Here is an 11016-nt window from a genome sequence, read left to right as displayed (position 1 = left end):
CGGACGAATCATCGTCCGGGGCCCCCTGCGTTGCAGCGACTAATTCCGCCAGTCCCGCGCCCGCAGGGGCATCCCCGACTTCCCGCTCTCCGGTGTCTTCACCGCCAGGACCTGGTTGACGCCGATGCGGTTGCGTTCGAAGGCCAGGGCCGACGCGGCCATGTAGAGGCGCCAGATGCGGGCGCGGCCCGGGGACGTGAGGGCCTGGCCGCGCTTCCAGTCGGCCTCCAGGTTCGCGACCCAGCGGCGCAGCGTGAGCGCGTAGTGCTCGCGGATGGACTCCACGTCCCGCACCTCGAACCCGGCGCGCTCCAGGAGCCCGACGGTCGTGCCGAGCGGGGCGAGCTCGCCGTCCGGGAAGACGTACGCGTCGATGAACTCGTCGACCGAGTACGCCGACTCGTCGCCCAGGGGGCGGCGGGCGATCTGGTGGTTGAGCAGGCGCCCGCCCGGCTTCAGGAGGGCGTACAGGTCGGCGGCGTACTCCAGGTACCGCTCGGCGCCGACGTGTTCGGCCATGCCGATGGACGAGATCGCGTCGTACGGCCCGTCGCGGACGTCCCGGTAGTCCTGGACGCGGATCTCGACGCGGTCGGTCAGGCCCTCCTGCGCGATGCGCTTGCGCGCGTACGCGGCCTGCTCCTGCGAGAGCGTCACGCCGACGACGCTCACGCCGTGCTCGCGCGCCGCGTGGATCGCCATGGAGCCCCAGCCGCAGCCGACGTCGAGGAGGCGCATGCCGGGCTTCAGGTCGAGCTTGCGGGCGATGAGTCCGAGCTTGTCGCGCTGGGCGTCCTCGAGGGTGGCGTCGGGGGACTCCCAGTACGCGCACGAGTAGACCATCGACGGGCCGAGCACCAGCTCGTAGAAGTCGTTGCCCACGTCGTAGTGGTGGCTGATGGCCTGCTTGTCGCTGCCCTTGGTGTGCAGGTGCAGCCTGCCGTGCCTGCGCATCTCCTCGCGCGGCACGGGCGGCGGCACGAAGGGCGCGGCGAACGCGAGCAGCGGGCGGGCGGCGGCGCGGACCTTCGGGTCCCGCAGCGACTCGACGAGGCCCGGCGCGTCGTCGCCGCGCTCCCAGATGAACTCGGCGAGCAGGTCGAGCGCCGCGTACAGATCCCCCTCGACGTCGAGGTCCCCCGCCACCCAGGCGCGGGCGAGCCCCAGCTCCCCCGGTTTCCACATCAGGTGGCGCAGGGCACGGCGATGGCGTACGACGAGTGTGGGCGCGTCCGGCGGGCCGGCTTCCGAGCCGTCCCAGGCGCGGATACGAACCGGCAGCTGAGCTCCCAGCAGCTGCTCGGCAAGGTTCTTCAGCCGCGACGCGGCGTCCTGCATGGCGCACACCTCCGTGGACGGGACTTCCCGGAACGGTTCAACACCACGTAAACACCAACAGAGCGCGAGCGCAGTCCCGTTGCCGCGTTACGAATATGCAAAATACATGTACGTAACAACTAGGAAGCGGAGGGCAGATTCATTCCCGCCGCGACGGCGAGCGACCACGGACAACGCCCCCGGCGGTGCCGGGCCGCCAGCAGCCCACAAAAAACCCGAAGGGCCCCCGCACCACGGATAGCGGGGACCCTTCGGGTCAGTACTCGGTAACGCAGTAACGCAGTACAGACGATCAGCCGGAGCCTAGGAGGCCTTGGCCTTCTCCGCCTCGACGGGCGCCGCCGCCTTGGGGGCGGGCTTGGCGGCCTCGTAGAACTCCTCACGCGGAGTCTCCATCGCACCGAGGGAGACGACCTCGCGCTTGAGGAACATGCCGAGCGTCCAGTCCGCGAAGACACGGATCTTGCGGTTGAACGTCGGCATCGCCATGCCGTGGTACGCGCGGTGCATGTACCAGGCGAGACGGCCCTTGAGCTTGATCTTCATCTTGCCCATGACGATCATCGCGACGCCCTTGTGCAGGCCGAGACCGGCGACCGCACCCTTGTTGGCGTGGCTGTAGTCCTTCTGCGGGAAGCCCCGCATGCCGGAGATCACGTTGTCGCCGAGGACCTTGGCCTGGCGCAGGGCGTGCTGCGCGTTCGGCGGGCACCAGGCGTTCTCGTTGCCCGCCTTGCGGCCGACGAGGTCCGGGACCTGGGCGTTGTCGCCCGCGGCCCAGATGTAGTCGGTGCCCTGTACCTGGAGGGTCGTCTGGGTGTCGACGTGGCCGCGCGGGCCGAGCGGGAGGCCGAAGCGGGCGAGCGCCGGGTTCGGCTTGACGCCCGCGGTCCACACGATGGTGTTGGAGTCGACCTCGAGGCCGTTCTTCAGCACGACGTGGCCGTCGACGCAGGAGTCCATGGAGGTGGAGAGGTAGACCTCGACCCCGCGGCCCTCCAGGTGCTCCTTGCCGTACTGGCCGAGCTTCGGGCCGACCTCGGGCAGGATCTTGTCGGCGGCGTCGACGAGGATGAAGCGCATGTCCTCGCGCGAGACGCTGTTGTAGTACTTGGCCGCGTCGCGCGCCATGTCCTCGACCTCGCCGATGGTCTCGGCGCCGGCGAAGCCACCGCCGACGAAGACGAAGGTCAGCGCCTTGCGGCGGACCTCCTCGTCGGTCGTGGAGTCGGCCTTGTCGAGCTGCTCGAGCACGTGGTTGCGCAGGCCGATGGCCTCCTCGATGCCCTTCATGCCGATGCCCTGCTCGGCGAGGCCGGGGATCGGGAAGGTGCGGGAGACCGCGCCCATCGCGATGACCAGGTAGTCGAACGGCAGCTCGTACGCCTCGCCGACGAGCGGCGCGATCGTGGCGACCTTGCGGTCCTGGTCGATGGTCGTGACGCGACCGGTCAGCACTTCGGCCTTCGGCAGCACGCGTCGCAGCGGGACGACGACGTGCCGGGGCGAGATGCTGCCGGCGGCGGCTTCGGGGAGGAAGGGCTGGTACGTCATGTACGAGCGCGGGTCGACGACCGTGACGGTCGCCTCGCCGTAGCGCATCTTCTTGAGAATGCGTCGAGCTGCGTACAGGCCTACGTACCCACCGCCTACTACGAGGATCCTGGGACGCTCCGTGGTGCTCATGCCATCGAGTATCCACCCCCTCCCCAGGGGTCGCTCGTGCGCCCCTTCACAAGGTTGCCAGGGGCCTCTGCTACACTTCGCCGCCCACGTGACGGAGGTCATGGCGCCTCAGGGGAACCACTGAGTCACCGGACTCGTTGTCAACCCCTCCTGAACAGCCACTCCGGGCCCCGGGCGGCGGTGAACCAGTCGCCGGTTCACACCCCCGTAACACCATCGAAGCGCTCGGCGGATCCACCCCGCGCCTTCGGAACCACGCTTTCAGGGTCCTAGGTCCTCAGAACCACGCCCAACAGGGCCGTTTTCCTTGTGAAGAACTTCACGAACTTTCCTCCCGGGGGGTCGCCGCCGGGCCCCCGAAGCGCCCCGGCGGCCGCTCACAAGCCGTCCGCCCCGCTCAGGCGACGGACCAGCCGATCCCGTCGAGGATGTCGTGCTCGCTCACGACGACCTCGCGCGCCCCGATCCTGTCCATGATCGCGAGCAGCACGAGGGCGCCCGCCGCGATCACGTCGACCCGGCCCGGGTGCATCACGGGGATCGCCGCGCGCTCGGCGTGCGTCGCGTGCACGAGCCGGTCGACGACCTCGCTGACCTGCTCGTACGGAATGCGCGCGTGGTGGATCGCGGTCCAGTCGTAGGTGTCGAGGCCGAGCGCGATCGCCGCCACCGTGGTGACGGTGCCCGCGAGGCCGACGAGCGTGCGCGCCTCGCGCAGCGGCACCGTCTCCTCTGCGAGGTCCAGGGCGGCCTCGACGTCGGCGCGGATCGCGGCGATCTGCTCGGCGGTGGGCGGGTCGGTGACGACGCCGCCCCGCACCAGATGGCGCTCGGTCATCCGGACGCAGCCCACGTCCACGGAGCGGGCCGCGCGCACGCGGTCGGAGCCGACGACGAACTCGGTGGAGCCGCCGCCGAGGTCCACCACCAGGTACGGCGTCTGGAGGTCGGCGCGCCCCTGGAGTTCCTTGGTGGCGCCCGTGAAGGAGAACTCCGCCTCCTGGTCGCCGCTGATGACCTCCGGCTCGACGCCGAGGATGTCGAGGACGCCGCGGACGAACTCGTCGCGGTTCTCGGCGTCGCGGGACGCGGAGGTCGCCACGAAGCGGACGCGCTCGGCGCCGTGCTCCTTGATGACCTCGGCGTACTGGCGGCAGGCCGCGAAGGTCCGCGCGAGCGCCTCGGGGGCGAGGCGGCCCGTCCGGTCCACGCCCTGCCCGAGCCGGACGATCTCCATGCGGCGGTCCAGGTCGACGAGCTCGCCCGTCTCGGGGTCGGCGTCGGCCACGAGCAGGCGGATCGAGTTCGTGCCGCAGTCGATGGCGGCCACGCGGGTCACTTCGCGCCCTCGCCTTCCGTGCCGCCGTCGGCGTCCTCGTCGGCGCCGGGGCCGAAGAACCCGCCGCCGTTCGCGCCGAGCGCCAGGACGTCCTCCTGGGTGACCGGGTCGGACGTCACGCAGGCGCCCTTGCGCCACCACTCGGGCAGCATCGCGATGGCCTCGTCGCCCAGCGGGTTCACACCCGGGCCCGCGGCCAGCGAGTGCGCGACCAGGACGTGCAGGCACTTCACGCGGTCGGGCATGCCGCCCGCGCTCGGGAAGCCCGCGAGGACCTCGATGGCGTCGCGCCGGGCGATGTAGTCCTCGTGCGCGGCCCGGTAGGCGGCGGCGAGCTCCGGGTCGGTGGCGAGCCGCTCCGTCATCTCCTTCATGACCCCGTTGGCCTCCAGCGTGCCGATCGCGGAGGCGGCGCGCGGGCACGTCAGGTAGTACGTGGTCGGGAACGGCGTGCCGTCCGGGAGCCGGGGCGCGGTCTCGACGACGTCGGGCTGCCCGCACGGACAGCGGTGCGCGATCGCCCGCAGACCGCGCGGGGGCCGCCCGAGCTGCTGCTTGAAGGCCTCGACATCGGCGTCCGTGGGCGCGGTGGGCTCGGTCTGGGGCGGGGGCGTTTCCATGCCTGTCTTTCGGTCCGTTCGGAGCGGGTGGGTCAGTTGTCGTCGGGCCGGTCCGCCTTGTCGACGCCGTCCCAGACGTTCGAGTACCAGGGCCGGTCGGCGCCGCCCTCGTCGGTGCGGTGGCGGTCGGCGGCCTCGGGGTCGATCACCGTGAAGCCGGTCTCGCCGGGCATCACGTAGTGCAGCCGGTCGCGGATGCGCTGCTCCGCGTACGCGTCGTCCTGCCAGCGGGCCTTCTCGTCGCGCAGGCGCTCGACGTTCTCGCGGTGCTCGGCCTGCCTCTGGCGCTGGTCGGCGATCTCGGCGCGCTGCGAGACGTACTGCCGTATCGGATAGGCGAGCGCCACGACGAGCGAGCAGACCACCAGCACGAGCAGCGCCGCGCGGCCGGTGAGCCGGGAGCGGCGGGCCTGGCGCTTGGTCTGGGAGCGGTACACGCGCTCCGCGGTCTGCTCGCCGAGCAGCCGCAGCTTCGTCGCGGTGGAGAACCGGTCGCGGTTCTTCACGGCCATGTCCCGCCTCCCCAGTACGTGCGTACGTCCCCGCACACGGTACGGGACCGAGTACGGGGACGTACGTACGACTGGCTAGGCCTCAGCCGTGGAAGCGGCTCAGCCCTTGAAGCGCGGGAAGGCCGAGCGGCCCGCGTACACCGCGGCGTCGTCGAGGATCTCCTCGATGCGCAGGAGCTGGTTGTACTTGGCGACGCGGTCCGAGCGGGCCGGGGCGCCGGTCTTGATCTGGCCGCAGTTCACCGCGACGGCGAGGTCGGCGATGGTGACGTCCTCGGTCTCGCCGGAGCGGTGGGACATCATGCACTTGAAGCCGTTGCGCTGGGCGAGCTCGACGGCGTCGAGGGTCTCGGTCAGGGAGCCGATCTGGTTGACCTTGACCAGGAGGGCGTTGGCGGAGCCCTCGTCGATGCCGCGCTGGAGGCGCTCCGGGTTGGTGACGAACAGGTCGTCGCCGACGATCTGCACCTTGTCGCCGAGGCGGTCGGTGATGATCTTCCAGCCGGCCCAGTCGTCCTCGAACAGCGGGTCCTCGATGGAGACGAGCGGGTACGCGGAGACGAGCTCCTCGTAGTACTCGGTCATCTCGGCGGCCGAGCGGGACTTGCCCTCGAACTCGTACTTGCCGTCCTTGTAGAACTCGGACGCGGCGACGTCGAGCGCCAGGGCGATCTGCTGGCCGGGGACGTAGCCGGCCTGCTTGATGGCCTCGACGATGAGGTCGAGGGCGGCGCGGTTCGACTCCAGGTTCGGGGCGAAGCCGCCCTCGTCGCCGAGGCCGGTGGACAGGCCCTTGGCCTTCAGGACCTTCTTGAGGGTGTGGTAGACCTCGGCGCCCCAGCGCAGGGCCTCGGAGAAGGACTCCGCGCCGATCGGGGCGATCATGAACTCCTGGATGTCGACGTTGGAGTCCGCGTGGGACCCGCCGTTCAGGATGTTCATCATCGGCACCGGGAGCAGGTGCGCGTTCGGGCCGCCCAGGTAGCGGAACAGCGGCAGGTCGCTGGCCTCGGAGGCGGCGTGGGCCACGGCGAGGGAGACGCCGAGGATGGCGTTGGCGCCGAGGGAGCCCTTGTTGTCGGTGGCGTCCAGGTCGAACATGGCCTGGTCGATGAGGCGCTGCTCGGTGGCGTCGTAGCCGACGAGCTCCGGGCCGATCTGCTCGATCACGGCGAGGACGGCCTTCTCGACGCCCTTGCCGCCGTAGCGGTTGGCGTCTCCGTCACGCAGTTCGATGGCCTCGAAGGCGCCGGTGGAGGCGCCGGACGGGACGGCGGCACGGCCGGTGGACCCGTCGTCGAGGCCGACCTCGACCTCGACCGTGGGATTGCCTCGGGAGTCCAGGATTTCCCGGGCTACGACGACGTCGATGGACGGCACGAGCATCTCCTTCTGGGATGTGACGCGGGGTACGCGGTGGTACTGGGGGCCGCGCTGGCCCCTGCGACACGAGCCTAACCGGCTCCGGGACATCGGCCAGCCGACCGCCCAGCCCCTGGACGGGGCCAGGGGTATCAGTCTGCCTGAAAAGTTTTATTGCGGAACAAAATGCTGCGCAACCAAAAGATACCGCCCCGGTGCGGCGGGGGGTGCGCGCACCGGGGCGGTGGGGCCCGTGGGGACGGGGCGGGTGGGTCAGTCTCAGCTGAGGTGCAGCTGCTGGCCCGGGTAGATGAAGTCGGCGTCGGTGACGATGTCGTCGTTCAGCTGGTACAGCTTCTGCCAGCCGCCCTTGACGTCGTGCTCCTCGGCGATCTTGGAGAGGGTGTCGCCGGACTCGACCTTGTACTCGCCGTCGCCCTTCTTCACGACCTTGCCGGTCGGGGTCTGGACGGTCTTCTTGGTCTCGGTCTGCGGCGCGGCCTGCTGCGGGCGCGGCTGCGGCTTGGCCTGCTGCTGCGGCTGCGTCTGCTGCTGGCTCTGCTGCTGCGGCTGGGCCTGCTGCTGCGGGCGCTGCTGGTGCTGCTGCTGGTTCTGCTGCGGCTGCTGGGTGCTGCCGCCACCGCCGTACGGGGTGCTGGACAGGCCCACGCCACAGCTCGGCCAGGCGCCCTTGCCCTGGCCCGCGAGGACCTTCTGGCCGATGGCGATCTGCTGCGCCTTGGAGGCCTTGTCGGCCGTCGGCGCGTACTGCGTGCCGCCGTACGCGGCCCAGGTGGAGGCGGAGAACTGCAGGCCGCCGTAGTAGCCGTTGCCGGTGTTGATGGACCAGTTGCCGCCGGACTCGCACTGGGCGACGCGGTCCCACTCGGAGGCGGTGGCGGCGTTGGCGGTGCCGGCGGCCATCAGCGGCGCGGCCACGGCGGCGCCGGTGACACCGACGACGGTGGCGGCACGGGTGGCCTTGTCGAGCTTGGTCGGACGGCGGTGCTTGCCCTTGCCGGAACGCAGCATGGAGTGATCCCCTCACCGACGCCTGCGAGGTGAGCTGTCGGGTTCGGGCGGGTGAGTGCCCGGCCGCGCGTCCTAGCGCGCGGCTTCACCCCAAGCCATCTCCGTACGTCGCGCGGGCCGCGTCTCGCACGGCCGCCCAACGTCCGGGCCCGGCACTTACCTTGGGTCCCCCGCTCCTGCCTTCGGCGCTCGAAGCGACGACTGTTCCCGTCCGGCCGTTGGCAGGATTCGGCGTACCGACCGGCGGGGCCCGCTGTGGCGAGCGGTCATGACCGTAGACAGGCAATCGCCGGAATTTCAAAGACGATCAGGGCTTCTGAGACCCATCTCTCACTTGCCTCTCACCGTCTTTAAACCGGACATTCACGGCGAACTCGTCCGCCAACTGTCGGCTCGGCGGGCCTACTTCCCGGCCTTCTCCGCCTTCTCCGCGGCCGCCTTCTCGCTCAGCGCGAGCCGCTGACCGGGGAGGATGAGGTCCGGGTCGGAGCCCACGGTCTTCTTGTTGCCGGCGTAGAGGGAGGACCAGCCGCCGTCAAGGTCGTGGTGGTCGGCGATGGTTGAGAGGTTGTCGCCGGAGCGGACCGTGTACGTGCCGTCGGCGCCCCTCGCGTCACCCGCGTCACGGGACTCCCCGCGCGAGGCGTGCCGGCCGCCGCCCGCGCCCTCGCCGGGCTCCCCGGGGGCCGACTCGTCGGCGCCGGGGCCGCGGTGGCGGCCGGAGGCGCCGTCGGCGGGCCCGGAGCCGTCCGAGGGCTCCGTGGAGCCTTCGGGGGCCGAGGGGTCGGCGGGGTCGGACGGGTCACCGGGGTCCGACTGCTCCGAGGAGTCGCTCTCCCCGGCCGGGTCGCCCTTGCCGCCCTTCTCGCCCTTGCCGCCCTTGTCGGCCTCGTCGCCGTCCGCGGGCTTGCGGTGCTTGCCGGTGCCCTTGCCGTCGCGGTCGTCGGCGCCGGCATCTCCCTTATCGGCACCGGTGTCCTCGGTGCCCTCGGTGTCCGAGTCGTGATTCTTGTCTCGCGCGTCGGCGGAACCGTCGGCGTCCTCGGCGTCGCCCTTGTCCTTGCCCTTGGCGTCGCCCTTGCCCTTGGAGGCGTCCTTGCCGTCCTTACTGTCCTTGCCGTCGTCCGACGGGTCGGCGGGCTTGGTGGGCGCGGCCGGGAGGCCCGGGTCGACGTCGGCCTTCTCGCCGCCCTTGGCGAGGCCCGCGGTGGGGGCGCAGTTCGGCCAGGCGTCGGGGCCCCGGTCGGCGAGGACCTTCTCGCCGATCGCGATCTGCTGGGAGCGGCTCGCCTGGTCCGCGCTCGGCGCGTAGGCGAGGCCGCCGTAGCTCTCCCAGGTGTCCTGCGACAACTGCAGGCCGCCGTAGTACCCGTTGCCCTCGTTCGAGCTCCAGGCGCCGCCGCTCTCGCAGTCCGCGACCCGGTCCCACGTCTGGGCGTCCGCGGCGTGCGCGCCGGTCGCGCCGAGCAGCGGGAGGGCGAGCGCCGAGCCGGTGACGCCCGCCGCGACGACGATCGCCGGGGCCTGGCGGGGACGGCGGTGACGGCCTTGGCCGGAGAGCATGCAGGTGCCTTTCGAGCGACGACAGGACAGCTGCGGCACGTGGTGCCATAAAGGTGCCGAGCCGTCGTGAACGTAGCCGCAGTCGAACGTCAGTCACAAGTCGATGCAGCACAGATCACGTAAAAGTCACAGCTGTGACGACACGTCAGCCGGGCCCCCGGCGCGGGCCCTTCACCCACCGGACTCCACGTCAGCGGCGTACCGGCGTGAACTCCACCGGCAGCGTACGCAGGCCGCGCATGATGAGCCCGCCGCGCCACCTCAACTCGGCCGGATCCACCGCGAGTTGCAGATCGGGCAGGCGGCGCAGCAGGGTCGCGAGCGCGGCCTGGCCCTCCAGGCGGGCCAGCGGCGCGCCCAGGCAGTAGTGGATGCCGTGGCCGTAGCCGAGGTGCTGGTTGTCGCGGCGCGCCAGGTCCAGGAGGTCGGGGTCGGGGAAGCGGTCGGGGTCGCGGTCGGCGGCGGCGAGCACGACGAGTACGGGGTCGCCCGCGGCGATGTCCTGGCCGCCGATACACAGCGGCTCCGTGGCGAACCGCCAGGTGGCCAGCTCGACGGGCCCGTCGTAGCGGAGCAGTTCCTCGATGCCGGTCTCCAACAGGGCCGTCTCGCCCGCGTCGAGGGACTTCTGCAGCGCCTGCCGCTGTTCGGGGTGGGTGAGCAGGGCGTAGGTGCCGTTGCCGATGAGGTTGACGGTGGTCTCGAACCCGGCGAAGAGCAGGATGAAGGCCATCGCCGCGGCCTCGTTCTCGGTGAGGTGCTCGCCGTGGTCGGAGGCGCGGATGAGGCCGGAGATCAGGTCGTCGCCGGGGTCGGTGCGCTTGCGGTGGATGAGGTCGGCGAGATAGCCGCGCATCTTCTTCACGGAGCGGGCGACGCCGCCGCGGGGGCCTCCCCCATGGCGGATCATCATGCCCGCCCAGTCGCGGAAGTCGTCCTGGTCCTCGCGCGGTACGCCGAGCATGTCGCAGATGGCGTAGATCGGCAGCGGGAAGGCGAACTCATGGATGAGGTCGGCCTCCCCCTTCTCCGCGAACCGGTCGATCAGCTGGTCGGTGAGCTCCTGGACGCGGGGGGCGAACTCCGCCACGCGGCGGGGGGTGAACGCCTTGGACACCAGGCGCCTGAGGCGGGTGTGGTCCGGGGGGTCGATGTTGAGCAGATGGGTCATCAGCTCGGCCTTGCGCTCGCCCGGAATGCCGGTCTTGCCCTTGGCGTGGGCGGGTTCGTCGTGGTGGGCCGGGTTCTTGCTGAGGCGTTGGTCGGCGAGGGCCTGGCGGGCGTCGGCGTAGCGGGTGACCAGCCAGGCCTCCACGCCGCTCGGTAGCCGGCGCTTGCTCACGGGGGCGTGGTCGCGGAGCCAGGCGTAGGCCGGGTACGGGTTGGTCGCGAACTCCCAGGTGAAGAGGTCGGGCTCGGGGGGTGCGGCCTTGTGCTGGTCGTGCATGGGGTTGACGGTAGCTGGCCGCGTCCCTCGCGGGGCGCCCCAGACCCGCCCCTTCCCGAACCAGGGGGCCAGCCCCCTAGCACCCCCGAAAAGCAATCGGCGCTCCGCGCCTCGTCC

9 protein-coding genes and 1 riboswitch are annotated in these 11016 nt (G+C 71.1%); all 9 genes read right to left on the bottom strand.

Translation table 11 applies throughout. The features are described 5' to 3' along the window. Positions 1-39: 39 nt before the first annotated feature. Positions 40-1338, bottom strand: coding sequence for a class I SAM-dependent methyltransferase (locus ACFWZ5_RS29445; protein ID WP_384788458.1), 1299 nt, complete (start codon positions 1336-1338; stop codon positions 40-42). A gap of 303 nt (positions 1339-1641) precedes the next feature. Then, positions 1642-3024, bottom strand: a complete 1383-nt coding sequence (locus ACFWZ5_RS29440) for an NAD(P)/FAD-dependent oxidoreductase (RefSeq protein WP_384788455.1) — start codon at positions 3022-3024, stop codon at positions 1642-1644. Between the two features lie 397 nt (positions 3025-3421). Beyond that, the gene (locus ACFWZ5_RS29435; RefSeq protein WP_384788452.1) at positions 3422-4363 is read right to left on the bottom strand and encodes an exopolyphosphatase; all 942 of its coding nucleotides are present in this window, start codon (positions 4361-4363) and stop codon (positions 3422-3424) included. Further along, positions 4360-4983 (bottom strand): DUF501 domain-containing protein, encoded by a 624-nt coding sequence (locus tag ACFWZ5_RS29430; protein WP_384788449.1) that lies wholly within the window; start codon positions 4981-4983, stop codon positions 4360-4362. Before ACFWZ5_RS29430 ends, ACFWZ5_RS29435 begins: the two co-directional genes overlap by 4 nt. A 32-nt stretch (positions 4984-5015) precedes the next feature. Next, the gene (locus ACFWZ5_RS29425; RefSeq protein ID WP_384788446.1) at positions 5016-5495 is read right to left on the bottom strand and encodes a septum formation initiator family protein; all 480 of its coding nucleotides are present in this window, start codon (positions 5493-5495) and stop codon (positions 5016-5018) included. A gap of 99 nt (positions 5496-5594) precedes the next feature. Then, entirely contained in the window at positions 5595-6881 is a 1287-nt protein-coding gene (gene eno / locus ACFWZ5_RS29420; RefSeq protein WP_384788442.1) for a phosphopyruvate hydratase, read from the bottom strand. Between the two features lie 255 nt (positions 6882-7136). Next, complete coding sequence (locus ACFWZ5_RS29415) at positions 7137-7889, bottom strand: transglycosylase family protein (RefSeq protein WP_384788439.1); 753 nt, start codon at positions 7887-7889, stop codon at positions 7137-7139. A gap of 4 nt (positions 7890-7893) precedes the next feature. After that, a riboswitch (cyclic di-AMP (ydaO/yuaA leader) is annotated at positions 7894-8087 on the bottom strand. A gap of 204 nt (positions 8088-8291) precedes the next feature. After that, entirely contained in the window at positions 8292-9452 is a 1161-nt protein-coding gene (locus tag ACFWZ5_RS29410; RefSeq protein WP_384788436.1) for a transglycosylase family protein, read from the bottom strand. Between the two features lie 190 nt (positions 9453-9642). Next, positions 9643-10899 (bottom strand): cytochrome P450, encoded by a 1257-nt coding sequence (locus ACFWZ5_RS29405; protein WP_384788433.1) that lies wholly within the window; start codon positions 10897-10899, stop codon positions 9643-9645. Between the last annotated feature and the right edge of the window lie 117 nt (positions 10900-11016).

The organism is Streptomyces sp. NPDC059003, assembly GCF_042740445.1.
Lineage (GTDB): Bacteria > Actinomycetota > Actinomycetes > Streptomycetales > Streptomycetaceae > Streptomyces.
This window is presented reverse-complemented; position numbering and strand designations above follow the sequence as displayed.

Excerpts from the sequence above, each read along its gene's own strand:
- ACFWZ5_RS29430 (WP_384788449.1), bottom strand. The coding sequence starts at position 4,983 with ATGGAAACGCCCCCGCCCCAGACCGAGCCCACCGCGCCCACGGACGCC.
- ACFWZ5_RS29405 (WP_384788433.1), bottom strand. The coding sequence starts at position 10,899 with ATGCACGACCAGCACAAGGCCGCACCCCCCGAGCCCGACCTCTTCACC.
- ACFWZ5_RS29415 (WP_384788439.1), bottom strand. The coding sequence starts at position 7,889 with ATGCTGCGTTCCGGCAAGGGCAAGCACCGCCGTCCGACCAAGCTCGAC.
- ACFWZ5_RS29445 (WP_384788458.1), bottom strand. The coding sequence starts at position 1,338 with ATGCAGGACGCCGCGTCGCGGCTGAAGAACCTTGCCGAGCAGCTGCTG.
- eno (WP_384788442.1), bottom strand. The coding sequence starts at position 6,881 with ATGCTCGTGCCGTCCATCGACGTCGTCGTAGCCCGGGAAATCCTGGAC.
- ACFWZ5_RS29440 (WP_384788455.1), bottom strand. The coding sequence starts at position 3,024 with ATGAGCACCACGGAGCGTCCCAGGATCCTCGTAGTAGGCGGTGGGTAC.
- ACFWZ5_RS29410 (WP_384788436.1), bottom strand. The coding sequence starts at position 9,452 with ATGCTCTCCGGCCAAGGCCGTCACCGCCGTCCCCGCCAGGCCCCGGCG.
- ACFWZ5_RS29425 (WP_384788446.1), bottom strand. The coding sequence starts at position 5,495 with ATGGCCGTGAAGAACCGCGACCGGTTCTCCACCGCGACGAAGCTGCGG.